This is a genomic window from Exiguobacterium indicum HHS 31 (assembly GCF_001939065.1).
Lineage (GTDB): Bacteria > Bacillota > Bacilli > Exiguobacteriales > Exiguobacteriaceae > Exiguobacterium_A > Exiguobacterium_A indicum.
In genome coordinates, this window is sequence record NZ_MPSZ01000006.1 from 1 (window position 1) to 25,519 (window position 25,519).

20 protein-coding genes and 1 riboswitch are annotated in these 25,519 nt (G+C 45.3%); of the genes, 6 read left to right on the top strand and 14 right to left on the bottom strand.

The genetic code is table 11. From position 1 onward, the window contains the following. Nucleotides 1–427: 427 nt before the first annotated feature. Nucleotides 428–601 (bottom strand): hypothetical protein, encoded by a 174-nt coding sequence (locus N179_RS17070; protein ID WP_023469413.1) that lies wholly within the window; start codon nucleotides 599–601, stop codon nucleotides 428–430. A gap of 72 nt (nucleotides 602–673) precedes the next feature. Between N179_RS17070 and N179_RS12890 the strand changes: the two genes are divergently transcribed. Continuing rightward, nucleotides 674–1,255: an LOG family protein gene (locus N179_RS12890; protein ID WP_075642987.1), complete on the top strand. Its 582-nt coding sequence runs from the start codon at nucleotides 674–676 to the stop codon at nucleotides 1,253–1,255. A 183-nt stretch (nucleotides 1,256–1,438) separates the two neighbouring features. Here N179_RS12890 and N179_RS12895 read toward each other — a convergent pair whose 3' ends face one another. Together N179_RS12895 and N179_RS12900 are read right to left on the bottom strand one after the other, a co-directional pair. After that, entirely contained in the window at nucleotides 1,439–2,392 is a 954-nt protein-coding gene (locus N179_RS12895) for an ABC transporter ATP-binding protein (protein WP_035396040.1), read from the bottom strand. Between the two features lie 15 nt (nucleotides 2,393–2,407). Next, entirely contained in the window at nucleotides 2,408–3,217 is an 810-nt protein-coding gene (locus tag N179_RS12900) for an ABC transporter permease (RefSeq protein ID WP_023469416.1), read from the bottom strand. 784 nt (nucleotides 3,218–4,001) lie between these two features. Here N179_RS12900 and N179_RS12905 point away from each other — a divergent pair. After that, nucleotides 4,002–6,119 carry a 5'-nucleotidase C-terminal domain-containing protein gene (locus tag N179_RS12905; RefSeq protein WP_023469417.1) on the top strand — a complete coding sequence of 706 codons (2,118 nt, stop codon included), beginning with the start codon at nucleotides 4,002–4,004 and terminating at the stop codon, nucleotides 6,117–6,119. Between the two features lie 45 nt (nucleotides 6,120–6,164). On the opposite strand, the gene N179_RS12910 is transcribed toward N179_RS12905, so the two are convergent. From N179_RS12910 to N179_RS12920, 3 genes are all read right to left on the bottom strand, one after another. Further along, on the bottom strand, nucleotides 6,165–7,523 hold the full coding sequence (locus N179_RS12910) for an ankyrin repeat domain-containing protein (protein ID WP_075642988.1): 1,359 nt from the start codon (nucleotides 7,521–7,523) through the stop codon (nucleotides 6,165–6,167). A gap of 166 nt (nucleotides 7,524–7,689) precedes the next feature. Then, nucleotides 7,690–8,709, bottom strand: a complete 1,020-nt coding sequence (gene desA / locus N179_RS12915; protein WP_023469419.1) for a Delta(5) desaturase DesA — start codon at nucleotides 8,707–8,709, stop codon at nucleotides 7,690–7,692. 471 nt (nucleotides 8,710–9,180) lie between these two features. Next, nucleotides 9,181–9,882, bottom strand: a complete 702-nt coding sequence (locus N179_RS12920; protein WP_075642989.1) for a tyrosine-protein phosphatase — start codon at nucleotides 9,880–9,882, stop codon at nucleotides 9,181–9,183. A gap of 104 nt (nucleotides 9,883–9,986) precedes the next feature. Between N179_RS12920 and N179_RS12925 the strand changes: the two genes are divergently transcribed. Both N179_RS12925 and galE read left to right on the top strand, forming a co-directional pair. After that, entirely contained in the window at nucleotides 9,987–10,967 is a 981-nt protein-coding gene (locus N179_RS12925) for a hypothetical protein (RefSeq protein WP_075642990.1), read from the top strand. A 73-nt stretch (nucleotides 10,968–11,040) separates the two neighbouring features. Beyond that, on the top strand, nucleotides 11,041–12,048 hold the full coding sequence (galE, locus tag N179_RS12930) for a UDP-glucose 4-epimerase GalE (protein ID WP_023469422.1): 1,008 nt from the start codon (nucleotides 11,041–11,043) through the stop codon (nucleotides 12,046–12,048). A gap of 128 nt (nucleotides 12,049–12,176) precedes the next feature. Here galE and pelG read toward each other — a convergent pair whose 3' ends face one another. From pelG to N179_RS12955, 5 genes are read right to left on the bottom strand one after another with little or no spacing between them, the layout of a single operon-like run. Next, on the bottom strand, nucleotides 12,177–13,637 hold the full coding sequence (pelG, locus tag N179_RS12935) for an exopolysaccharide Pel transporter PelG (RefSeq protein ID WP_023469423.1): 1,461 nt from the start codon (nucleotides 13,635–13,637) through the stop codon (nucleotides 12,177–12,179). After that, complete coding sequence (pelF, locus tag N179_RS12940) at nucleotides 13,618–15,036, bottom strand: GT4 family glycosyltransferase PelF (RefSeq protein ID WP_023469424.1); 1,419 nt, start codon at nucleotides 15,034–15,036, stop codon at nucleotides 13,618–13,620. The genes pelG and pelF overlap by 20 nt, the downstream gene beginning before the upstream one ends. Continuing rightward, entirely contained in the window at nucleotides 15,033–16,868 is a 1,836-nt protein-coding gene (locus N179_RS12945; protein ID WP_075642991.1) for a DUF2194 domain-containing protein, read from the bottom strand. The genes pelF and N179_RS12945 overlap by 4 nt, the downstream gene beginning before the upstream one ends. Beyond that, a complete protein-coding gene (locus N179_RS12950) occupies nucleotides 16,865–17,773 on the bottom strand; it encodes a hypothetical protein (RefSeq protein WP_075642992.1) in 909 nt (302 codons plus the stop codon). Before N179_RS12950 ends, N179_RS12945 begins: the two co-directional genes overlap by 4 nt. Continuing rightward, nucleotides 17,770–18,996, bottom strand: a complete 1,227-nt coding sequence (locus N179_RS12955; RefSeq protein ID WP_075642993.1) for a GAF domain-containing protein — start codon at nucleotides 18,994–18,996, stop codon at nucleotides 17,770–17,772. Before N179_RS12955 ends, N179_RS12950 begins: the two co-directional genes overlap by 4 nt. Nucleotides 18,997–19,067: 71 nt before the next feature. Then, a riboswitch (cyclic di-GMP riboswitch) is annotated at nucleotides 19,068–19,152 on the top strand. A 106-nt stretch (nucleotides 19,153–19,258) separates the two neighbouring features. Between N179_RS12955 and N179_RS12960 the strand changes: the two genes are divergently transcribed. Then, nucleotides 19,259–20,050, top strand: a complete 792-nt coding sequence (locus N179_RS12960; protein ID WP_241492294.1) for a glycoside hydrolase family 191 protein — start codon at nucleotides 19,259–19,261, stop codon at nucleotides 20,048–20,050. A gap of 233 nt (nucleotides 20,051–20,283) precedes the next feature. Next, complete coding sequence (locus N179_RS12965) at nucleotides 20,284–21,309, top strand: GGDEF domain-containing protein (RefSeq protein ID WP_075642994.1); 1,026 nt, start codon at nucleotides 20,284–20,286, stop codon at nucleotides 21,307–21,309. A gap of 123 nt (nucleotides 21,310–21,432) precedes the next feature. On the opposite strand, the gene galU is transcribed toward N179_RS12965, so the two are convergent. The 3 genes from galU to N179_RS12980 form a co-directional block, all read right to left on the bottom strand. Then, nucleotides 21,433–22,299 (bottom strand): UTP--glucose-1-phosphate uridylyltransferase GalU, encoded by an 867-nt coding sequence (gene galU, locus N179_RS12970; RefSeq protein ID WP_023469433.1) that lies wholly within the window; start codon nucleotides 22,297–22,299, stop codon nucleotides 21,433–21,435. A gap of 17 nt (nucleotides 22,300–22,316) precedes the next feature. Continuing rightward, on the bottom strand, nucleotides 22,317–23,789 hold the full coding sequence (locus N179_RS12975; RefSeq protein ID WP_075642995.1) for a glycosyltransferase: 1,473 nt from the start codon (nucleotides 23,787–23,789) through the stop codon (nucleotides 22,317–22,319). Nucleotides 23,790–23,924: 135 nt separating this feature from the next. Beyond that, entirely contained in the window at nucleotides 23,925–25,454 is a 1,530-nt protein-coding gene (locus N179_RS12980) for an FAD-dependent oxidoreductase (RefSeq protein WP_075642996.1), read from the bottom strand. Between the last annotated feature and the right edge of the window lie 65 nt (nucleotides 25,455–25,519).

Consider the following 25,519-nt stretch of genomic DNA (forward strand, 5'->3'; position numbering starts at 1 on the left):
ACGTTTGACTGAGTACTCAAGTGGAATTCGTTCGATTGCTACGTCTTTATGTCCAATTTGATTTGCAGCACTTACACCGAAAGTAGCAGTCAATGATAAAGCAGCAATTGCTAAACCTAGTTTCTTTTTCAAGTTCATATAAATAACCTCCTAATTTTTTTCGTCTGGCTTTGTAACAACATCATATATCCTTAGACCCCCTCCAAATATTCGAATACGAATATTTATGTTATTTTACACATTATTCATTATAACCATTACTTTTGACACGTATCATATGTCCTGAATACTGTCCTTTTTTTACAAACTATCCATCAAAGTGTTGAATTTGTGTATGAAAATAGATTCTTTTGAATATTCCATCGCTTTATTTTTTCAAATCTGAATAAAAATGCTCGCTCAACTCATATGAGTCGAACGAGCATTTTTATTTAGATGATTGTCGTAACGCAATGACGTAAAAGATACCGAGTACTACAATCACGCCTAGTAGTATCGAACTAATCGTCGTCCGAGTCGATGTATCGGGCATCCATATCCCAAGTCCTAAATTGATTGCTGCGATGATTAGGACGAGCCAAACAATTGTACGTGGTCGCATATCGATCTCCTTTCCATTCTGCCTTCCCATCGTCGAATATGCTATGGTGGAAACAACGAAGGAGGTTCTTTCATGAATAGACTTGCTGTATTTTGTGGTTCCAAAGATGGTGCCGATTCACTCTTTCGAGAGGCGGCAGGAAAACTCGGTCAAGCGCTCGCCGCGCGCGGCATCGGACTTGTATATGGAGGGTCATGCGTTGGAACGATGGGTGCAGTCGCAGATGCTACGCTCGCTGCTAAAGGTCAAGCAATCGGTGTTCTTCCCCACTTTCTTCAGGAAAAAGAACTTGCGCATCCTGGACTAACCGAACTGCATCTCGTCCACTCGATGCATGAGCGAAAAGCCAAAATGTCAGAGCTCTCTGATGGATTCATCATTCTCCCGGGTGGTCCAGGAACGATGGAAGAATTTTTTGAAGTCTTCACTTGGGCACAGCTTGGACTTCATGAAAAGCCATGTGGTGTACTGAACATTGATGGCTACTATGATCCCTTGATTTCCCTATTCGATACGATGGAACGTCAAGGATTCTTGATTCCCGAACACCGTGCAATGTTGATCGTCGAGTCAGATGCTGAACGTCTTTTAGAACGTTTTGCAACGTATGAAGCACCGCGCGTCAAAACCTATATGGATCGTTCACAAACCTGATGAAAACGGAGTCTTGAACTCCGTTTTTTTTTGATTACATTTCTTGATTTGCGATGATTCCTTCTTTTTCCACTCTCCTTTAGCATTCTTCACTCCTTTTATTTAGCATTCTTCACTCCTTTTACTAATTCCTACTTACATGATATAAAAAGCCAGATACCGATTGGTACCTGGCGCAGAGAATCAAAAGAAATTTAAGATAGCGTCGCTTAAATTCGCCAAAGATGGCGTCTCATCAACGACCATTAAGCTTCCTGCTGCAAGTACAAGAATACCTAGCGCAGATAAGATCAATGCCGGATGTTTGATGTTTTCCTCTGAATCCGTATTTTGTTTCCCGGAACGAGCATTAGCAGCTTGTGCTTTTAAACGGTCACGCCGAAATTGATGTTGCTCCTCTTTCGACCATTTTTTATACTCCGCAAGAAACTTTTTGTACTCCGGTAAGACATCTTTCGTTGTTCCGTCGAGTCGTACTTGACCGTATTCGAGCCAAATGACACGCTCACAAAAACTCTTGATTTGTGACAATGAGTGGCTGACGAAGATGATCGTCTTTCCTTCATCCTTGAACTCGTTCATCTTATCGATACAACGATTATAGAAGGTTTGGTCACCAACGGATAAGGCTTCGTCAACGATCAGAATGTCGGCGTCGACGTTGACCGCGATCGCGAAGCCGAGGCGCGACTTCATCCCACTCGAGTACTTCTTGATCGGCTGATCGATGAAATCACCGATATCAGCGAAATCGATGATGCCTGGCATCCGACGCTCGATTTCCGCATCATCCATCCCAAGCATGAGACACTTCAAACGAATGTTCTCTCGCCCTGTCAGGACATTCTTTAATCCTTGTGAGACGGCGATGATCGCGACTTCACCATTAATGGCGACGTCTCCTTCGTTTGCATAGATGATTCCTGAAATCAAGTTCGAAAGTGTAGATTTACCGGAACCGTTGATTCCGACGAGTCCAACGACTTCACCCGAGCCGATTTCAAGCGAGATATCTCGCAGTGCAGTGAATGTTTTAACGCTCTTGCTTTGATTCTTGAACAAGAGCTTAAATTTTTCTTTCGTAGTCGTAACCATGTCGAAGCGTTTCGTGACATGGTCGAGTTTAATCATAGACATGGCGATTTCCTTCCCTTAGACGAGCTCAGTGAATGATTTACGGAACTTGATATGCAAGAATGTTCCGGCTGTGAACAAGAGGAGCGTCACACTCCAGAAGTACAGTCCAGTTGGCCATTCCTGCCAGACCCAATGTCCTCCGAGCAGACTCGCCCGGTATCCCTCGACGAGATAGTAGACCGGATTTAGGCGAAGGACACCGTGCAGGGCGTCCGGGAACCGCTCAATATTCCAAAGAATCGGTGTCATATAAAAAAGCATCCGCATCATCGATTGCAAGAAGAGCTGAATATCTTTGACGAGCGTAATGAGCGTTGAAAAACAAAGTGAGAATGCGTAGACGAAAATGTATGTCGCAATCATGTAATAAGGCAACTGAAGTAGTTTCCATGTAATCGGAATCCCATTTGCGAGGATGACGATGAATACGATCACAAGCATTGCGAAGTGTTGATACATCCGTGACAAAATAACGTATGACGGAATGGCACTCATCGGGAAACGCATCTTCGTCACCATCGCAAGTCGACTATTGATCGAGTTCGATCCACGTAATAAAGCATCGTTGATAAAGAACCAAACGACGATCCCACAGAGAAGCCATACGATGAATGGAATGTTTCCATCGACATTTTCATTTCCCCGAAGACCGACACCAAAGACGAACCAGTAGATGAAAATTTGGAGACCCGGATTGAGGAGTTCCCATAAGAGGCCAAGGCGTTGTTCTGCGTGTGCGGACTTAATTTCATATCGCGCGAGCCGGCGAATCAAAGGAAAGTTTTCAACCTGTTCCCGGATGATACTTTTCATTTCTTTCAACATAAGTGTAAGTTCCTTCCGATTTCATGGTGCATGTATTTGTAATTCAATGAATTCTGGATCAAATTCAAACAAAAAACGGGTTCTGTCCGCGATTCCTCAAACGAACATTCCTCCGATCGACATGATATATCATGTCTAATTATCCATCCCTCCTCGTTTATCTTTCAATTGTGTATACACGAAGTACACTTAATCAATTCTAGCCATCCGTAAAAAGCGTGTCAACGTATAGCGTGAACCGACACCAAACTGTAGCTTTCCCGTTGAAACAAAAAAATCGACAAGGACTCCTTGCCGATCCATTCACAGGATTAGGTATGTGTAAAGTTAGGAAATTCAATTGTCGTCGGTGGAGAGGCGAGCCCCCATATAATCAAGATTCCCATTATACAAAGTATACCTACGAGTAGACTCCTACGTATCTTTTCATCCATTCGTACTCTCGCCTCCCCATCGCATATTTTTCATATAGTAAATTATACATTTTTTTGAAAATGTTTACTACGCGATTCTCTCAAAATGAGGACAATTTCCTACAATCTATTATAATCTACGTTTCTTTTGAAGGAGGAACAAGATATAATGTAAGCGTAATCATTTATCTTTTCTTCTTTTAGGTAGAAGAAAACAAACGACTTGCAAGAGTTGTATTGTCGTCGGACCTAAGAATTTACGCATTTTACAAAAGGTTCATGACACGATTGTCCGTTAAGCATTTATAGTAGAAGAAGAGGTTACCGATCGCTGGTTGACCTCATATCATCTCGAGGGAGGATTTTTATTTATGTACAAATCAAAACCGCTTTACGCGGCAGCAGTAGCTGTCGCATTGACGACATCGGCAATCGTGCCGGCTGCACAAACGACCGTATCTGCTGCAACACATGTCAAAGTCAAGACGGTCAAATTGAAGTCTCTCACTTTCACGAAGGGTGAGCCTGTTAAACTTCCGGCTACATACAAGGGAGAAAAAATCTCATGGGGTGCATACAATAAGCACATCTTCAATCGCTACCAAACGGTTCATGGCACATATGGTAAGAAAAAGCTCCCAATCGAAGTAAAGATTCACGTCGAGAATTATGTGATCAAAATCATTGAGTCCGTTAAGGAACAAGTGATTTCAGTCGATCAAAAACCAGTCCTTCCTAAAAAACTAGCTGTTCTTTACGCTAACGGCAAAGTCTACGATAAAGAAATCAAATGGAGCAAAGTTGATACGAGTGAGTCAGGTACTTACTATGCGACAGGTAGCTTGACGCATAAAGGCAAAACGGTCACGACAAAAGCAAAAATCATCGTCCGTGACATCAATACAGATGATTTCAGCCTTGCCTTGCTCCATACGAACGACACACACGCTGCACTCGATAACGCTCCAAAACGTGCGACTGTCATTAAAGAGCGTCGTGCCGCTTACCGCGCCGAAGGTACACCGTCGCTTCTTCTTGATGCTGGTGACGTCTTCTCAGGATCACTCTACTTCAACGAGTTCAAAGGACAAGCTGATCTCGAACTCATGAACTACATGAAATATGACATGATGACGTTCGGTAACCATGAATTTGATTTGGGTGACCAAGATCAAGGTGCTGCTTTACAAGCCTTCGTTGCTGGCGCTGACTTCCCATTCATTACAGCAAACGTTGATTTCAGTAAAAATCCGCTCTTCAACGGGATGCAAAAGAAAACAATCACGTCTGGTCCGGAAGATGGACGGATCTACCAAGGTGTCATCAAAAAAATCAACGGTGAAGAAGTTGGTTTCTTCGGCTTGACGACAGAAGAAACAGTTGGTATTTCAAGCCCTGGTACGATTGCATTCTCAAACTATATCAAAAGCGCTCAAGCGACCGTTGATAAGTTCAAAGCACGCGGTATCAATAAAATCGTTGCGTTGACACATATCGGTTACGATGATAATTCTGAAATTGATAACGATCCATTGCTTGCACAAAACGTTGATGGTATCGATGTCATTATCGGTGGTCATACTCATACGAATCTTACTAAACCAGTATTGATTCCTGCGAGTGAAGAAACAAAGAAAAAAGAGCCTACAGTCATCGCCCAAGCTTCTCAATATAGTGAATTCCTTGGAGATGTCAACGTAACGTTTGATTACAAAGGAAAAGTCAAATCATACAGTGGTTCGACGATTGAAGTAAAACCGTATGCAGCAGATCCTGGAGCCGCTGCTATTCTCAAACCTTACGCGGATAAAATTACAGCAATCAAAAACCAAGAAGTTGGGGTTAATATTGTATCTGCCCTTCCAAACCCACGTACTGGTGGCACTAACACAGTGAGCGTTCGAAATAGTGAAACAGCTCTCGGAAACTTAATTACGGACGGTATGCTTGCAAAAGCGAAATCAATTAACCCAGAAACCGTCATCGCTGTTCAAAACAGTGGTGGAATTCGTGCCGCGATCGATGCAGGTCCACTTACAACTGGTGAAATCTTAACTACTTTACCATTCGGTAACACACTTGCACTCGTGACAATGAACGGTTCACAACTTAAAGATCTCTTTGAAATCAGTGTTGGACTTGCACCACTTGAAAATGGTGGATTCTTACAAGTATCAGGTATGAAACTTGAGTACGATGGTTCAAAAGCGAAGGGACAACGTGTTACGAAAATGACGATTACGAAAGATGGCGGTGTAGAAGAGGCCATTGATCCAGCCAAAACGTACACAGTTGCTACAAACGCTTTCACTGCTAAAGGAAGCGACTTCTTGACACCATTTGAAGATGCGTATAAATCAGGACGTGTGAAAGACCTCGGTCTCTCTGACTGGGAAACATTCCGCGACTACGCGATTTCGAAGAAAACAATCGATTATAAAATTGAAGGACGAATCCTTAACGTGGATCCAGCTCTTCAAGGTAAATAAGTTCATAAAAAATGCTCCTTCCCGATTTCGGGAGGAGCATTTTTCTTATAACGTTTGAGACGTATGTTGCTTTAACAATCGAATGATGTCGTCTAATTCATATTGCTGTGCCAACATCAAAGGCGTCAAACCATCCTTATTCTTAATCGAGACGTCTGCCCCTTGTTCTAGCAATACTTTCACGGTTTGAACGCCTTCCCCTTCCACCGCATGATGTAAAGGTGTGTACTTTTGATCATCAAGCTGATTGATGTTTTCACCGTTCTTTAAATACAGTTCTACTAATTCATTATTGTTACTATATACTGCTGTGATGAACGGACGTTCTCCGAAGTCATTGATTGCGTCCACATCACTTCCCTGCTTAAGTAACGTATCAAAGATTTCCTTCAGTCCTTCACTTGACTTGCGATACCCTAAATAGTGAAGTGCTGTATCACCATCTGCATCCACGGCTTTCATATCTCCGTCCGGTAACTCCTTCTGAACTTCTTCCAACGTACCTTTTTGAATGGCAGCCATCAACTTCGTTTCCTGCAATCCATTCGCCTTTGATTCATCCGATGAGGTGACGACAGCTTTTGCGGTTTCATTTGAAAACGAAACGTTCTGGACACTCCAGCCAATCAAAACGAATGCTACTATACTCGATGCTACCAACAAGAATCGAACAGCATGCTGCCCAGTAGGAGTCTCGCGTGACATCCAGCCTAATTCAATCAATCGTCTGTCTGTCGTCGGTGTCGTGTAGACCATTTCGCTAACGACTTCAGCTAGCGTAATCTGCCTCTTTTCAGCTAAATATGCTGTTACATCGATTTCATTGATCAATTGGTGCCGTCCGTTTTCTTTTAGAATACTCTGCATGACACTATCTGGATCGTCTACAAGATGCATGGCTTGACGATCCCGGTATAAGGATATCGTTCGTAAATAAGCCGGTCTTAAAAATGGAATCCAACTGCCTAATAGTAATGCGAAGCGTTTTTCCTCGTCATTATGCTTCAGACGAAGCAACTCTCGAGCTCGTTCGAACTCATTTCGCTCCCGCATGGCTTTCTCTGGTAAAAAAAACACGTTCGTTCGGAACAGACTCACGCCTCTAGTGGGCGATACGTCGTCTCCGACGATATAGATGCGTGGTGTCTTTAAATTCAAACGTTCCGATAACGACGCGATATCATGATATAGTTCCGGAAAACGATATTCGGTTACCTCAATGCCTTCTTGTTGCAATCGGATCACCGAGGAAAAGAGTCGTAATATTTTCCAGGCGAGCCAGACAATCGTTAGCCCCATTAAGACAAGGCCCAAAGCCCCCAGTTCAAAAGACAGATAGACCAGTGCCCCTACTGTCGCAATCGCATTTAAAAACAAAAGCCAGAAGTATATTTTTCCTTTCATGCCAGTCCTTCTTTCTATATGTCTCTTCTCTTTATTCTTTAGTTTAGAGTAACATTTTCAATTTTGTCGTGCCTATATTTTTCCATTCCTTACTCTTTATCGGTCAACTTCTTGTGATTTCAAAGCAAAAAGCACCTTATCTCAAAAAAGATAAAGTGCTACAGACTTAAAGTGATGACGGTTTTGGTTCACGCAGGAGATGCTTGATATCCTGGAACGTGACGAACGTCTTATTTTTTGCATCGTATAGTTTATAGCGTAAAGATTTTAAGCTAGAGAACAAACCGATCGTCGTCGCCTTTTGAAGCGGTGGTGTCGAGACGTGTGCTTTCTCTAGATGATAGTTCGGTACACGCGGACTCAAGTGATGGACATGATGGAAACCGATGTTTCCTGTCACCCACTGTAATACTTTTGGCAGCTCGTAATATGAACTACCTTCGATCGCAGCCTTGACGTAATCCCATTCGTTTTCATCTTCGAAGTAGGAATCCTCGAATGTATGCTGAACATAAAATAACCAGATACCGAGTACGCCCGCTGTGAACATCGTCGTCCCTTGGATGATCAAGAATGCTTGCCAGCCAATCCAGTAAATCAAGACACCGTATAAAACGACTAGTGATCCGTTAATGAGATATGTGTTAAGACGCTCTTTCTTCCGTGCATCCTTTCGGTTGAAACGACTCGTCACTAAAATCAAGAGCAACGGACCTAGTCCGAACATGACGAGTGGGTTCCGATAGAGTCGATATTTCAATCGCGTCCATTTCGATGACGCAATGTATTCTTCGATCGTCATTACCCAAATATCACCGACGCCCCGCTTGTCCAAGTTACCGCTTGAAGCGTGATGAATCGCATGTTCTCGTTTCCACTTTTCGTATGGAAATAGCGTTAGCACACCTGTAATGGTTCCTACGATTGCATTCGCTTTTTTGTTTTTGAAAAACGAACCATGTGTACAATCGTGGAAGATGATGAACATCCGCACGACGAATCCCGCAGCGATCATCGCAAGCGGTACTGCGAGCCAGGCTGACACGTGAAGTGCTTGATACGCCAAAAACCAAATGACGAGAAACGGCAGGATCGTATTGATCATCTGTCGGATGCTGGCCTTGATGTCTGCCTTTTCAAAAGGCGAGACATGTTTGCGCAGCTGTGCGATTTTTTCTTTACTCATGTATTACTTCCTCCTCGGGTTGTTCCAGCGTTCACGACGCTAATGATGATGATGCCTAAAAAATGAAAGAATTGAGCGGCGTACGTGACGATGTCCTCGGAGATTCGAACGTAATCATGCCCATATTGATTAATCGCTTGAATATTTTTAGTACCAAGTAATGATATCATATCATATATTTTTCAGGATTTTGATTTATTAGAAAAGTTTTTTAAAAAATAAGGCTGACAAAAAAGAATGACGCGTCTTTTCACGCCCTTTCCTCAGGCGAGACTCAAGTCAGTTTTCCTGCCTTATTCAGGCATGAAATTGGGGCTTGTTTGTTCCTGATAGCGCAAACATACGCATTTTCCTGTAGGAGTGGCGTATGACGCGTCACTCTTTTTGTTATGAGGTAAAGGTGACAGCTCATCACTCTGCCACCCTGACTTTTGTAGAGAATGACTGTTGAGTCAGCCTCACTGTCATGTATTAGACAATTGGCGGTGACACCAAGATTTGTTCAGCGTTCCATTTTAATCGATCGACGACATTCGCTCCAGACCACTGTTCAATCTGTTGATACGCCGGCATAAGATGAAGATGGTCTGTTGCTTTTTTAGCGTTGGATGCGATGAAGTGTACCCATCCTTTTTGAATGGCACGCTGACAAAATAGCTTCTTTTCTTCTCCGTGATGACCGAGAATACTGTGTGTCGCCAGTTGACAACGCACGCCCTTTTCAATTAGCTGGACCAGACGTTCAGGATGCTCGAGAAGTTCTGCGTTATCTTCCGGTTGCGCAAGGATTGGCAAATACCCGTCTTCGATTAATCCGGTCATGACTTCTTCCGTATAGACCGGTAGCGGATCGTCGGGGCAATCGATTAACAGATAGGCGGTATCCGCTAACGTCAAGACGTGCCCTTGGTTGACCGCATCACGCAATCCGAGTGTCAAACGCGTCTGTTGTCCCGGATAGACGAGGACAGGAATCTGTCGCTGGGCCAGTAAAACATTCAGCTCTGCTACGATCAATTGGACTTCTTCTGCTGTCGCATGCGTCGCATATGGTGTTGCGATGATTCGGCGCACTTCTTCCGCAGCAGCACGCCGTGCCATGCGGATTGTTTCTTCGACATGAGTCGCTCCCTCATCGATCAACGGCAAGAGATGATTATGAATATCGATCATCGTCCTTCCCCCTTTTCTCATTCGTCGTCCCATAAAAAATGATATCATAAAAGGAAACGGAAAATTCATACATATCCTGACGTTAGAAGGAAGGAGGATGCCTTATGCATCGCGCCTTATCCGCTTTACAATTCTATACCTCTCACACGGAAGTTGATATCAAGCGTCTCCATGAACGAATCCTGCTGTCCTTGTCTTCCTCTTCTTCGCTTCAGGCGACCTGCCTTCATCTGACAGGGATAGCACCCTCGCGACCGTTTCAGCAAGATACGGTTCGTCCAGAAGAGTGGCAACGATTTTTGGACGGTCATCCACACGAGAGCATCGCCGACTTTTATGGTTTCCTCACATCTGTTCCTTTACTAGATGAAGGAGACGAGATGCCGCTCGAACAGACGACGCCCACTGCAGTACCGAAAAAGCGAGTCTTGTCCTGGCGACTCGTCCTCCTCGCGCTCGCTTGCTTCTGTATTGGTGCGCTTGCTACATGGGGATATCAGACATGGGCAAAGAAAGACGTAATCTATCATTTCGTCTCCACGAAATCGAGTCCGATTTATCGTCATCCTGATTCCTCGACCGTTCTTCAATCCGCCGACTTTGGTGATGCATTCCCTGTCCTCGATATCGTCAAGGATCGTGTGCGTATCCAGCTCCCTGACCGGACGCAGGCTTATATGAAAGCGAGCGACCTATCCGAAAAAACGATTGGTTCCATGATGACGGATCAGGCGTTGTTGAAATGGACGGACGCATATATGACGCTTCCGAAACAAACACGAGCGACCGATCTATTGGATGATCCCGCTACGACATGGGTCGGTCTCGGATCACCGAAACAGAAAATCAAAACGGCTGTAGATGAAACATGGACGTATGAGTCATTCACCGTACACCTCATCGATGATCGCGCATACGCCATCGATTGGAAGAGCCCGCGCCTTTCCCAAAAAGAGTTGGCGCGTCTTGGAACGTTCCAGCGAACGAATACAGCGGGACGACTGCGCATAAGCACCCATTATCAATTACAGATCATCGAGTCCGAGTCGCGTATTCAGCTGATTCGTCTAACAAAACGGATGTAAAGCAAAATCAAGAAAAAACCGCTCTCTTTATGCTATTATTAGATAAATAATGGAATTTAACGGAGGGTATCCTATGAACATTTTAGTAACGGGAGGCGCTGGCTATATCGGCAGCCACACCTGTCTCGAACTGCTGCGAGAGGGTCATGAAGTCATCGTCGTCGACAATTTAAGTAACAGTCATCGGAGTGCTCTTGAACGTGTCGAACACATCGCGGACCGGACGGTCACATTCTATGAGTCGGACGTGCGGGATGAATCGGCACTCGAACGAATCTTCCAAAACCATGCGATTGATGCTGTCATTCATTTTGCCGGTTTAAAAGCGGTTGGTGAATCTGTATCACGCCCGTTGTTCTACTATCAAAACAACCTGATCAGTTCGCTCGTCCTACTCGAAGTAATGGACCGGCATGATGTCAAAAAACTTGTCTTTAGTTCATCTGCGACCGTCTACGGTGTGCCGGAGACGACACCAATCACCGAATCTGCTCCGCGCTCCGCGACGAATCCTTATGGTGCGACGAAACTGATGATCGAGCAGATGCTTGAAGACATCGCGTTCGCTGATCCGACATGGGATATCACATTACTCCGCTACTTCAACCCGATTGGTGCCGATATGAGCGGTCTGATCGGTGAGGATCCAAACGGTATTCCGAACAACTTGATGCCATATGTGACACAAGTTGCTGCTGGAAAACTCGATACCCTTCAAATTTTCGGAAATGATTACGATACGGATGATGGTACGGGTGTCCGCGATTATATCCATGTCGTCGACTTAGCGAAAGGACATATCAAGGCACTCTATCATGATCATTCCGGGATCGAGGCATTCAATCTAGGAACGGGACAAGGGACAAGTGTGCTTGAACTCGTCGCGACGTTCGAAGATGCGACGTCTCTGCAGATCGATCGAAAGATCACGGCACGACGTCCGGGTGATGTCGGATCGTGTTATGCGGATGCTTCAAAAGCAGAACGCCTCCTCGGATGGAAGGCGGAGAAAGACTTGTATGATATGTGTAAGGATGCTTGGCGCTGGCAATCTAAGAATCCAGACGGGTATCAAAAATAATAGGTAGGACAAATCGTTTTATCTGCAACCAAAAAGGGCGATCCACTTCCGATACGAATTCGGAAATGGATCGCCCTTTCAAATTAGCCTACATGCTATTGATCTCCTCAAAAGAACCTTTAACCGCTTCACATCCACGAACGATTCAATCGTTCACTCCATCGCGTAAAACGCATCGAGCGTGGCGGTAACACCATCCGACAAAACGTATGGTAATCAATATCTGAGACATAATGGATGAGTCGCATGAGCGCAAACGCAAACGTCAAGGTCGATCCGATCGCGAAGCTGAGACCATATCCGGAAAAACCGAACGGCGCGATCAACAAAGCTAAAATCCCATTAGAGAAGAAGAACACGCATGAAATCCATGCCGCCCCTTTTTGATCTTCAAAATAGAGTAATAAGAGGGTCAAGACGAGAACCATCGCGTTCGAGAACGCACCGATCGTCGTCATTTGGAAGATACTAATCGTTGCTTCAGGTAATGCGAGGTAACCGAGCAACGTCGAGGCGAACAATAAGGTGAACAGCGTAAACAACCCTTGATTTCGAAACAGTCGTTGTAATTCCTGTCGTAAGACGAGTAACATCGCGTCCCGCGCTTTTTCAACTTGATCCAGCGTTCCGCCCTCGTTCGCGTATCCATAGAAGATGCGATACCTTTCATAGAAACGCGTCTCAACGGAAACGACGAAGATCGTCATCGTCGGGATGACCGTCAAATAGGATAAGAAGATCGCCGTATCGTATAACGGATGATAACGGAATGTCCCGAGATGAACAGCACCGCCGTCAGAGAACCAGATGACCCAGTTCCCGACCCACACCCCAATATTGTAGAGAAAACTCGTCCAAAAGAGCGCCGGGTAACGATCAAAATAACTCAAGTAGGTAAACTGATTTTTCGTCCCGCGTTGCGGGAACGTCAACAACATCGAGGTGAATAGACCGAATAACGTGATGACCATGCCGAATGTGAAACCTGCCGTTAAGGCAAGACTTGGTGTCACGATACCCGTTACATACTCCATCAGATACCGATCAATCAGTAAGACCGATCCGACAGCTACGATACCGCCAATCAAAAAGCTGTATGCGACAGCCTGATAGAACTTCGCGGCACTTAAGAATAGGAAGTGCACCCAGATCAAATTGATCGTCATGAACAATATGAAGATCAGCCCGTTCAACAAGAACGGAAGTTTTGAGAAGCTGAGGAAGATGAGAAAGGCGATACTGCCTAACGCCATCGTCATCTTCGTCATACCTAGAAATGCAGGAAACAGATCTTCATATCGTTTCTCGTAGAAACAGTCCGCCAAATAGCGCGTGACGACGAGTTGCTGAATACCGAGCAACACTTGTGAAAAAATGAAACTGTATGAGACGACCAGATTGAAGGTCGTCCGTTCTTCAAAAGAAGCAATCGACAGGAACGTCGTCAGCCACTGGGTCACAGCGATCGTCAAGATGACGATGAGCCATGGACCGGACGTGACGAGTCCAGCGAAAGCATATGCCTTTAACCGAGATGAGAAATAGTCCTCTTGAAACAATTTTTGAAGCTTAAACCCGATGCCCGCCATACGTCACCCCCCTCTCTTGATACAATGTTTGATACTCCGAGATGAAGCGGTGCGTCTGGTAATACGCAAGCGCGCGTTCTTTCCCATTTCGTCCAAAGCGAATCGCTTCTTCCGGATGTGACTGGAACCAGGCACACCGTTCTGCGATCCGGCGAGGATTGACCGGTGGCACGACGAATCCAGCCGGACCGTAAGGATCATCCTCACGTCCGTTGATCAGCTCGGAACATGCACCGACATCAGTGACGACCCACGGTATCCCTGCAGCCATGCCTTCTAGGACAGCCAGTGGTTGACCTTCGGAAATACTCGTCAACAAGCAGACATCAAATGATGGCAGATAGCTACGGATATCGACCTTTCCGACGAGTTTCACACTCTCTGATAGTTCAAAGAGATCGATTTGTTCTTGGCATTCACGGGCGTATTCCGGATCCTCTTCAAGCGGACCCATGATCGTCATTTCAAATGGAACGTGCATTTCCTGTAAAACCTTCGCGGCATGGATCATCGTCTTGATGTCCTTGATTGGAACAATGCGGACGATTGCGCCGATCCGGAGTACATCTTGCTTTGGAGTATGTCCTAACGCAGCAAGTCCTGTCGCATCAATTCCATTCGGGATGACGCGAATTTTTTCGGCAGGTGCTCCAAGTTCACGCTGCAATTCACCGTTTCGGTCAAAGAGCGTGATGATATTGTCCGCCCCAGCGTAGGCTTCGCGTGATAAGTGATGGAAGAACTGCACCCAGTGCATGCGGTATTCTTGTGGAATCCACATCGCTTGGACGAGCTCCTCTTCTCGTTCACGGGAGTAGATCCCGTGTTCCGTTAGGACGAACGGGACGTGTTGGCGTTGTTTGATCGCCGCTGCGACGAGTCCCGCATATCCCGTCGACGCAGAATGGATCAAATCGACGGTCGGTAAGTCGGCTTGGAGCAGTTCCAGAACAGGCGCATACATGCTACGCCACATCCATAAATAATCGATGAAGGAGCCAGCTTGTCGTTCTTCCCGGTAACTCGTCTTGACGAGATCAAAAAAGAGACGACTTGAGAAAAATTGCGTCGATGTTCCGATCGCCTGACCGAAGAGTGGGAAAATCGACGTGTTCGTCGCTTGGAATCGCATCCATCGTTTGATATCCTCTTCCTGCTCCGGCGTCAACGTCTGTTTTAGCGGACGCGTCTCATGCGTTTGATCGAGTGGAAGGTTCGTCACACCAACGACGTTCGCGGGAAGCGTGTAACGGAACTCTGCTTCCGTCATGCGTGTAGGTGTGATCGTGATCAGTTCAAACTCATGCTCTGTCATTTGTTGAATCAGCATATGTGCCCAACTAGCGACGCCACCACTGACATAAGGGTAACTCCCTTCTAACACTAAACCAATCTTCATTGGGATCCCTCCAGTACCGGTATGCGCGCGAAGTTCTTCTTGAGTTCTACTTCGTATAAATCGTCCGCATCTCCAAGTTTTCGCACTTGTCCGTACGCGAAGGACCCGGTCTCCAGTTTTCCTTCATTGACACGAACGACCATCTTCGAAGGAAGGAGCATTTGACTACCTGAAATCTCAATCGCTGTTTTAGAATAACGAACATCGATTTTCGATTCTTGATACAACTTCATTTTTTTGTAGCCATCGTACTGTGTCATGCTCTCGAGATACGGATAATCCGTATGGATCGTTTTGAACATCTTTTCTATCGAACGTTCCATCGTCGGCCATCCTTGCCCTTTTGAGCGTCGTTCATCAAGGACGTCATCCGGGTGGATGAAGTGCGAGACAAGTCCGAAGTTCGCGACCGCATCTGCTAAGACAAACATATCTTCAGGCGATTCATTATATCCGCTTGTGATCCGGGGGAAATTATAGAGATTCTTATAGGTCGAATCTGGTTCGAACTCCTGAATGTAACTTCCTTTTGAGGGGTCTCCAATATAAAGAGACGCGATAATTAATCCATCCGGAAATGCTTCATTTAGGACGGATAAACCGGTCGGACCAATGATGTTCGAAGGTGGTACATAGCTGCGCAATTGCTCGTTCGGGAAGAAATACTGATGTGCCACTTTGACTTCCTCAATACCTTTCATCATTTGAGAACGATTGTCCCATGTGTTATAGCCAAGGCTTGAATCCATCGTCTCCCCATTAACAATGAGTGGTTGGTGGTTATATCCATGTAAACCGAGCTCTCCACCCATCTTCAATAATCCGCGTCCGAAGTTCAGCATCGGAAAACGAATGTTTTCAATCAACTGCTCTTCCGTATCATCGATGGCGTTCTTATAGCTTCCGATGATGAATCCGGAATAAATGACATCCTGTTCCTTCGCGACCCGTTGCATGTCTTTCCACCAGACTTCTGCAAAGAAATCTTTGACGGTCAAATCATAGTTTTTCTGAATCGCTGGATTGGAGGCATCTGGTACGGGTGCCGGGAAATCATCGAAATGAGCTAGCTTCACAGCGACTTGCTGACTGACGAATGTCGGAAACAGTAATGACAGGGACTGGACGAGTAGACCACGCGAGTTTTTTTCGAGTAACGAAGAAGTATTCCAGAACAAGACCTCTCCTTTTCCGTATTCATGGGTCCATAAAATCGGATTCCCATCAGCCTCGATTTTGACATCGGCATCTTTTAACGTCACATCCGCAATACTATGGACAAACAAAGTAGACGTCTTCGGTAAATCGATATACCCGGGAAATAAATCTTTTTTGAATGTCATCCCGTTAACATCCTCTTTAAAATCACCAAAGCGTTCTACCCCTACTAAGTCGCCCCATTTTGGATCAATGAAGCGACCGGCGATGTACAAACGACCGCCTTGTTGGACGAATTTCCGAATGGTCTCGTACGGCCATTCTTTCGTATGTTCACCGGATAAGACAAGCACTGTCCGGTCACTCGGTTGAAGCGTCTTGATGTCTGATGTGCGAATCCGTTGATGATCGATTTTCGCATATTTCAACGCGTACGAGAAATTTTCGATTACACCTTTCGATAGATCGCTATCGTTTTGAAGCAGGTAGACACGAAGTGCTTCCCCTTTTGCTTCAGTCGTTTTCGTGTTTGCTGTCTCGAATGAACGGACCTTCGTTTTTTCAGAAGGAATCAGTCGATGTGGATAATCGAGACGAAACAGCTGTACGATGCCCATCGTCACGAATAAGACGACAAATAATCCAATGAGATAGCCATAAGGTTTCTTATTCATTGGTCTCCTCCTTCCAAACGTTCCAATATGAAGCGATGCTCTTCTGGTATGTCTTCCTCCGCCACCGCTTTTTTTAACTGGCGAAGCACCGGACCGATCGAAGTCCAGTCCTGCCGTTGAAAATAATAACGAATCAACGCTAAATATCCGTCTGGCAACGTCGGATGGATCTGAATCATCTCTTCGTAGAAGGAAATCGCTTTTTCCTCTTCGCCTTGACGTATCGCCATTTCCGCTTCCGCTTCAATCCGGACGAGATCCGTCGGATAGAGAGCGCGCATTTGTTCTAGCACGAGGTGAAGTCGCTCATCGAGTCGACCGATACCGCCTTCATCTAATAGACCACTGTCGAGGAAGGTTTTACATTCCTGAATGAACAGATGATACGTCGTCACGTCTACCGGATTGAGTTGTTGTTCCCGTAGCCGAAGATTTGCTTCATAACGGTCAAATAAGGAATTTCGGACCGTCGCTGCGTAGTGGACGGTTTCCGAGTCATCATGATCAAGTCCGTATTGCAAATACTTTCCGGTCTCCTTCAAGGACGATGTCGTTAAATGGATCATCGACTGTTTCCGGCGTTTCGCATCCATGTTCAATGCCTCCTTGATCGGAACCATCTCCATATTGTCTGCAGCTTGCTGCTGCAGTCCTTCAAGATTCATCACATCGAACTGCACATATTCATCGTAATCCAGTAACGTATCAGAAGAAGCAAAACGACGGGAAATCAGATAAGCCAGTCCCCCTAGTACTTCACCAAGAAGTGGTAGGACGGCACTGAACAAGCATACGAACGTTAAGATCCCTCGCTCTTGCTCTGGCAATCGAAAGACGAGTACACGATAAGCCAATACGATGAGAAAAAGATGAAGTACATAAAGCATGAGCAGGAGTGCCGTCATTGGACACGCCCTCCTTTTTGAACGTACACAGCCTTGATTCGTTCGAGGAATCGGTTCGCATGTTCTTGAGGTGTTCCGGGTAATAAAAATTGGAGGTGCTCCGTGTTTTCATCAAAACCGATCAGGTCAATTTCACGCATCGATTGCCGCAAGATCAATTCCAGTTCAATCAGAGAAAACGGTGTATTGCGAATATCAAGTTGTACGAGGCTATAAGGCTGACCATAATGCTCGCGTCGATATTCTTGATACTTCACTTTCTCCTCGAAGTGCTCTCGTTTAAAGATGCGCGTGCCTTCGATCAATTCATGACGCGTCTCAATCCATTCCATCAGCATCGCTTTCTCGATGCGCGACCCTGTCCAATCGACGATCAATTGCATGACGTGCATCTCATAGTTCGTCAAACGTTCGAAGGCGATCGATTGAATGACTACGACTTCCTGGATGCGCCCGTCATAACGGATTGGTGCAATCAGTAACGGGACATCCGTCTCATCAATTGTCCGGATGGCAATCGCCTGTTTTTGGAACATCCGTTGATAGATGCCTTGTTCCGGATCGATGAACATCGTTTGCGGCAACAGTTCCTTATCACCAAAACGAATATGCAAACGAAGCGTACGACGTGACGCATCAACGTGATAGATCGCGATTTCCTTCGCATCGAAGGAATCCTGTAAGATTTGCAACAGCTTATCGCGTACGATGTCCGCGACGGATTGATCAAGTTCTGTTCCGATCCGGTAAATGTTCGTCAACGTGTGATTGGATTCAAGCACTTTGTTACGCATTGCCTCTTGCGCAACGCGCAATTTTTCGAGCGTATCGCGCAATCGTTCGTTCTCTTCTGTCACTTCCTCTTGTCGTAAGCGTAAGGATAGATAACGTTCTTGGAAAGAAGTACTGAATATGCCGCATGAAATCGCGACTAAGAAGTGCAAAATGATCCATGACAATTCGCCACGATCATAAACGAAGAGTAAGACGTCTTCTCCCGCCCAGGCGAGAGAACTCAGGTGATAAATCATCGTAAACAGGAAACTCGCGAATGCTCCGAGGAGTCCATAACGGAGAGAAAAAAGTAAAATATAAAAAATAAGCGGATCAATCGTCCATTTTAAGATCGAAAGGTTAAACATATAGTCTAAAGTGCCGATAATAAGAATACTAACGATCATCTCAATCCACTTGATGCCTTGCCGGTGCTGAGTATATATCATTTTATTCACTCCTTTTGTTTTTTATCGGTATGTAGATGGAAGAAATGTATCGTTGGAACACTACAATTTCATATCGAGAAGGGCAAACTTACTGAAAAGTAAGGGCGCAAAGACATGGGTCGTCGATCTACGGATACCGATCGCCAGTCTGCAATGCCGCGGCCGCTCTCTGATAATTAATCAGGAGGCTATCAACATGGGTATTATCTCACTCAAGCGCATGACGTCTATTTTGTGCATTCTTTTATTAGGAGTGTTCTTCATGTCGTCACTAGACGCAAAAGCAGAAAAATCCAATCCATTGGACAATGCGAAGTCGTACAAAGTTTACTACGACGCACCGTCAGCAGCGAAAATCAAAAAGATGCAACAATACGATGTCATGATCATCGAACCCGTCTTTTATTCCGCTGCACAAATCAAACAGATTCAACAAAACGGTACAAAAGTATACGGCTACATCAACACGATGGAAGCAGACAACTGGAATACGGATTTGATGGGACAACTCGTCGAGTCAGACTTTTTCCATCGCGATGGTCAGCGTATTCATTACGCTGAATGGGATTCGTACTTAACGGATATTACATCGAAGCACTACCAAGCTGTTTTAATGAAAGAAGTCGAGAAACAAATCGTCCAAAAAGGACTAGATGGCGTTTTCCTCGATACAGTCGGTAACATCGATAACGAACATGCCGACCAGCCTGTCGTTCTTGAACAACAACGTGTAGGAATGACAAACTTCTTAAAATCACTAAAAACAAAACATGCGTCTCTATCACTGATCCAAAACTGGGGATTCGGAACGTTGAAATATCATACGTATCCTTATGTCGACGGCATCATGTGGGAGAACTTCAATTATTCAACGGTCGCCAACGATCAGTGGTCAAAGGATCGGATGACAGACCTCCAAAAATTGAGTCAATCTCAAGACATCAAAACATTGACGATTTCTTCTGTACAAGGAACAAAAAGTGCGACACTCGCTCAAAAGAATGGATTCCTTCACATGAAATCAAACGTCGATTTGAATTACAATAAATTCTAAACTCTTTCATATACCACCTTATAAAATGACAGTGAATCCCATCACTTGTCAAGTATCTGGCATATGCTTTACTTCGAAGATGAAGGACCATTTCCCTCTAAAATCTGAGGAAAATGGTCCTTTTTGTCTCGATAGAAATCTATTATGTCAAATACTGATATACAGTATTTGACACTACCTGTTTTTAATTATATATTTTAGAAAACTATTTGTATAGATTGGATGTCTTATATATGATTCAAAACTGGATGATTCAAGGGTCCATGATATTCGCCCTGACGTATCTCCTTTTAGCCACATACCAACTGATTCGTAATAGAAATATTGAAATCGCAGGCACTGTCATCCTGATTCTCTGGTTTGGCAGTTACTTGTTGGTCATCGACGTCTTATTTTTATCATATGCATCGATCTGGCAAGTCATTCCTTTTGTTATACTGGCTTATCATCGAGAAAAAAGAGCGTTCTTCAGTATAGCGCTCATCACTTTAATGAATACAGGAATGAAGGCAGATATCGAGCAAGCGCTCCTTTCAGTAGTGGGCATCGTGATTCTCTCCTCACTCCTACAAAAAAAGACATATCTCGCTCTACGCTTAGGTATGCTGCATCTTCTGATCGGAAGTACCATTTTGTTCTTCCTACCGGATCGAACGCTTTCCACGATCGTCTTTCACGTAAGTCTCACGTTATTGATGTACGGTATATTCCTCTATCTGTTGCCGCTGCAGCAACGCCACCGAAAACAGCTCGAGGTCTATCAACATTTAGCGGAGTATGATGCGTTGACGGGGCTTGCTAATCGGCGGGCATGGGAATTACGTGCCAAGACACTCGCTGGTCAATCTTCGACCTATCACTTGATCATCCTTGATTTGGATCAGTTCAAACAAGTGAATGACCAATATGGTCACTCTAATGGTGATGCCGTGTTGGAACAGTTCGCAAAAATTTTAGAGCGCAATACACGCTCAGAAGATTTAGTCGCTCGGATGGGTGGCGAAGAATTCATCGTGCTCCTGACCGATCTGACGGCAGAACAAGCGACTACCATCGCTGAACGGATCCGTCAGGAAGTCGAACGGCATACGTTCCGTCTATTAGACGGCTCTTCGATTCACGTCACGACATCAATCGGACTCTCTTCCGGAAAGCGCGACATTCCTGTCCAGCACTCGATGGAACTCTCAGATCAAGCGCTTTATCAAGCGAAACGATCCGGACGAAACATCGTTCGGATCGCAAGTCATCTACTATAAAGAGTTCGACGCTTACGCGAACTCCACCTTACAGAGGACACATCGTCCGAGCATAAGGTGGAGTTTTTGCTGTTTATAATTAATCAAAAAACGTGTACACCCCCTCGGGCGTACACGTCTGCTTCACTGGAATCGTTTCAGGAACGCTTTCAATTCTTCATGCATTTCAGGATCCTTCATCGCATATTCAATCGTCGTCTTGACGAAACCGAGCTTCTCACCGACATCATGACGGTTCCCCTCGAAATCAAACGCATAGACCGCTTGGTCCGCATTCAACCGTTCAATCGCATCGGTCAATTGAATCTCGCCCCCAGCGCCTTCCGACTGGTTTTCCAAGTAATCAAAGATATCCGCCGTCAAGACGTATCGACCCATGATGGCAAGATTCGAAGGCGCCGTCCCGGACTCCGGTTTCTCGACGAATCGGCGGACCGGATAAAGTCGTCCCTCTTTATCGAGCGGATCGATGATTCCGTAGCGGTGTGTTTCTTTCGGTTCGACTTCTTGGACACCGATGACGGACTGACCGGTCTCTTCGTAGGCGTCCATCAACTGCCGGATCGCCGGCGTCTCCGATTCGACGATATCATCACCGAGCAAGACGGCGAATGGTTCGTCGCCGATGAATTGACGAGCCGTCCAAATCGCGTGACCAAGTCCTTTCTGTTCTTTTTGACGAACATAAAAGATATTCGCCAGATTCGTCGAAGCACATACCTTTTCAAGTAACTCCGTTTTTCCCGACGCCTGAAGTGCGGCTTCTAGTTCATATTGATGATCAAAATGATCCTCGATCGCACGCTTGTGTTTCCCAGTCACGATGATGATATCTTCGATTCCTGCGGCAGCGGCTTCTTCCACGATATATTGAATCGTCGGTTTATCGAGGATCGGTAACATCTCTTTCGGCATGGCTTTTGTTGCCGGTAAAAAACGTGTGCCGAGCCCCGCAGCTGGAATAATGGCTTTTTTGATTGGTTTTTTCATGACATTCGCTCCTTCGATCATTCAGTGTGCAGCCAGTTCATCAGATTGCGGTAATTTTCGATGCCTTGTGTTTCATATAACTCAGGTTTCGTCCGCACATGTGGGAGTGGTCGTTCGACGATTTCGACCATCTTTTCTGCGAATCCCGTGACGTCTCCTTCAGGGACGAGGTAACCGTTTTGACCATCTTCGATGATTTCACGCGGTCCGTACCGAACGTCGTAGGCAATGACAGGACAGCCGACATTAATGCTTTCCATGACGGTTAGTCCGAATCCTTCAAAGCGACTCGTCAATAACGACGCACGGGACGCCGCGAAGACTTGGTCCGGTGTCGATGTGAAGTCGTGAATGAGAACATCTTCCTCGATATTCAGTAAATACATCATCTGCTTCATCAATGCTAGTTGTCCATCCTCATCCGCTCCATACAGCGCAAGCTTCGTCGGATGTCCCGATCGTTTGAAGATTGCGTAACTGCGGAGCAAGTGCTCGAGTTGCTTTTGTTTTCCAAAGCGTCCGATAAAACAGAATTGATCCTCTACATGCGTCCGGTCGATCTCGACCGGTTTGATCGAGTGCGGAATGACTGCGAACTGATCATCCGGTATCGGAAAACGCGCTTGAATCTCGTCTTTTTGATGTGTCGTCAAGACGAGATATTTTGCCACACGATCCGACCCTTCGAGAGCGGTTTGGTAAGATTTTTTGATTCGTTGCTGATCTAATTCCAAATGAGAATTATGGAACACGAGAATATTTTTTGTCCGTACCTGACAGTTGAGCAATGACCAGTCGAGAAGTCGCGCATCGTTGAAGACGATATCTCCATCCGTCAAACGATGATTGAAGTAGTAGAGAAATAAATCCTTTTCAGTCTGAAAGGTATGGACAGGACGTCCAAGTTGGTAGGTTTGAATCGAAATCAATTTATTCCGTTTTTGTTCCTCATAATGTTTTTCGCAGTAGATATGACCTTCTTGATCATAGAACTGTTCATGAATTTTTTTATGCGTTTTTGGTGAGTATCGAATCTTGCGATGCAATCGACCGTTATCGTTATATTGCCAACGTTCGACTTTTTTCTTCGATGCAGGACTCATGAAATCTTCAAATGACAGCTGATCACTCGCTTCATGGTACTTCCGGTATAAGACATATGTGTTCCCGTCATAGTACCGGACTGTGTCTGTGTCTACCTGCACAGCTCGTAATCCTTCGATTTCCCGGGAAGTCACAAACGGTGTCGTAGCTTCATATAATCGATTTCCGGAGAGCCACTCATAGATATTCTCAATTTGCGTCGTCTCGCTTAAAATGTTCTTTTCTCTAAAGATTTGTACGATACGATCGTATGCTGCATCATAGTTGGTTGTAAGGATCGTTGTCGCATAGCCAAGGTGTTTTTCGATCATTGCGATTCGACTGAGGAGCGACTTCGTACGTCCCCCATGTTGTGCCGGTAATGTCGAAGTCATCGTATACAGCATGATTCACACTTCCTTTTTCCCGTTCTCCGAACTATTCTCTGTTAAAACAGACAGTCACCTGTTTTCTTTTTCATATTTCAGCATCTTTTATTATTTCCGATCTGCCTCTCTCAGAAACTTCAACGAGCATATTGTTTACTCTTCCCTCTTTTTTAACGGTTTAACAGCAGGTCCTTCCATCACTGCCCCGTCGTGTGCAAAGCGCGAACCATGGCACGGACAGTCCCATGAGCGTTCGGCTGCATTCCACTTCGTATCACATCCCATATGGGTACACGTCGTTGAAACGAGATGAAGCCTTCCGGCAGGATCACGATATCCCCCGACTGTCTTTCCATGATGCCGCACAAGTCCTCCTTCGTCAGGCTGAAGATCTTTTGCGTCACGATGTGCTTTTGATACTTTCCCTTTTACGAGTTCGATCGCGACATCCGCGTTATTCTTGATGAATTGGGTCGCGTCGACTGCTTTAAGTTTTGATCGCGTCGGATCAAACAGATGTCGAAACCGATTCGGTGTCCCAGTTAAAAGATCACTGAGTAACAGTCCTGCCGCAATACCATTCGTCATGCCCCATTTTGCAAATCCGGTTGCGACAAAGACGTTCGGGTCATCTGCTGTCATTTGACCGACATACGGGATGTGATCCAGTGTAATTAAGTCCTGCGCCGACCAAAATCGGTCGAACGTTTCCACTTGAAAGGCGTTCGTCGCAAAATCAGCTAAGTGCTGATAACGTGCCATCGTTTCCGTTTCGTGACCCGATAAATGATTTTCACCACCAAACAGTCCTAATCGACGACCGTCCGAAGTACGTGTGTGTCGTAAAGAACGACTTGGTTGATCGGCACTCATGAACATACCGTCAGGAAACGAATCGTCGACGAATCCTGAAACGATGTACGATCGATGAACTTCAAGCTTCGAAAAATATAATCCTTTGAAATCATGAAACGGAAAATGGGTTGCGATCACGACCTTCTTAGCTTCAATACGATATCCATTCTCAAGGACGATCGTCGGTGTTCGATTACTTTCAATCGTCGTCGCCCGTGACTTTTCATACAGCGTCCCCCCTTGTCGGACGAAATGTTCTGCTAAGCCCTGTAAGTACTTGACGGGATGAAACTGTGCTTGATCGCGCAGAACGACCGCCCGCTTCACGGTGTACGGCAACTTTTTCTGTACTTCATCTGTCGCATCGCCACCGTTTATCTCAAGACGAGCATACGCTTTGATTTCTCGATCCATCGCATTCTCTTTTGAAGAAGAGACATACAGATACGCGTCTTGGGTTTCAAGCTCACACGCTAGATCAAGACGTTCGACTTGATGACGAAGAAACGTAATGGCTTCTTCATTTGCTTGATAATAAAGTCGTGCTTTGTCCTCTCCTACACTTTTGATCAATTGATCATAGATGAGACCATGTTGAGACGACACCTTTGCCGTCGTATATCCAGTCGTACCAGCTGCCACTTCTTCTGCTTCAATAACACCCACGTCATACCCCCGTTCTGCGAGTTGCAAAGCGGTGACTAAACCGGCAATGCCAGCTCCAACGATGACGACATCATGTTTTGTGTCTGTCTCAAGGGGTGGATACGATACACCAGCAGATGATGCTTTCCAATACGATGACGGGAAACCGGATAATTCAGACATACAAAAACTCCTCTCTTCAAACAGGCACAACGATCAACTTCGATAGTATTAGTGCTTCCCTGTCT

Coding starts and splice junctions, on each gene's coding strand:
- N179_RS17070 (WP_023469413.1), bottom strand. CDS start 601: ATGCGACCACGTACAATTGTTTGGCTCGTCCTAATCATCGCAGCAATC.
- N179_RS12890 (WP_075642987.1), top strand. CDS start 674: ATGAATAGACTTGCTGTATTTTGTGGTTCCAAAGATGGTGCCGATTCA.
- N179_RS12895 (WP_035396040.1), bottom strand. CDS start 2,392: ATGTCTATGATTAAACTCGACCATGTCACGAAACGCTTCGACATGGTT.
- N179_RS12900 (WP_023469416.1), bottom strand. CDS start 3,217: ATGTTGAAAGAAATGAAAAGTATCATCCGGGAACAGGTTGAAAACTTT.
- N179_RS12905 (WP_023469417.1), top strand. CDS start 4,002: ATGTACAAATCAAAACCGCTTTACGCGGCAGCAGTAGCTGTCGCATTG.
- N179_RS12910 (WP_075642988.1), bottom strand. CDS start 7,523: ATGAAAGGAAAAATATACTTCTGGCTTTTGTTTTTAAATGCGATTGCG.
- desA (WP_023469419.1), bottom strand. CDS start 8,709: ATGAGTAAAGAAAAAATCGCACAGCTGCGCAAACATGTCTCGCCTTTT.
- N179_RS12920 (WP_075642989.1), bottom strand. CDS start 9,882: ATGATCGATATTCATAATCATCTCTTGCCGTTGATCGATGAGGGAGCG.
- N179_RS12925 (WP_075642990.1), top strand. CDS start 9,987: ATGCATCGCGCCTTATCCGCTTTACAATTCTATACCTCTCACACGGAA.
- galE (WP_023469422.1), top strand. CDS start 11,041: ATGAACATTTTAGTAACGGGAGGCGCTGGCTATATCGGCAGCCACACC.
- pelG (WP_023469423.1), bottom strand. CDS start 13,637: ATGGCGGGCATCGGGTTTAAGCTTCAAAAATTGTTTCAAGAGGACTAT.
- pelF (WP_023469424.1), bottom strand. CDS start 15,036: ATGAAGATTGGTTTAGTGTTAGAAGGGAGTTACCCTTATGTCAGTGGT.
- N179_RS12945 (WP_075642991.1), bottom strand. CDS start 16,868: ATGAATAAGAAACCTTATGGCTATCTCATTGGATTATTTGTCGTCTTA.
- N179_RS12950 (WP_075642992.1), bottom strand. CDS start 17,773: ATGACGGCACTCCTGCTCATGCTTTATGTACTTCATCTTTTTCTCATC.
- N179_RS12955 (WP_075642993.1), bottom strand. CDS start 18,996: ATGATATATACTCAGCACCGGCAAGGCATCAAGTGGATTGAGATGATC.
- N179_RS12960 (WP_241492294.1), top strand. CDS start 19,259: ATGTCGTCACTAGACGCAAAAGCAGAAAAATCCAATCCATTGGACAAT.
- N179_RS12965 (WP_075642994.1), top strand. CDS start 20,284: ATGATTCAAAACTGGATGATTCAAGGGTCCATGATATTCGCCCTGACG.
- galU (WP_023469433.1), bottom strand. CDS start 22,299: ATGAAAAAACCAATCAAAAAAGCCATTATTCCAGCTGCGGGGCTCGGC.
- N179_RS12975 (WP_075642995.1), bottom strand. CDS start 23,789: ATGCTGTATACGATGACTTCGACATTACCGGCACAACATGGGGGACGT.
- N179_RS12980 (WP_075642996.1), bottom strand. CDS start 25,454: ATGTCTGAATTATCCGGTTTCCCGTCATCGTATTGGAAAGCATCATCT.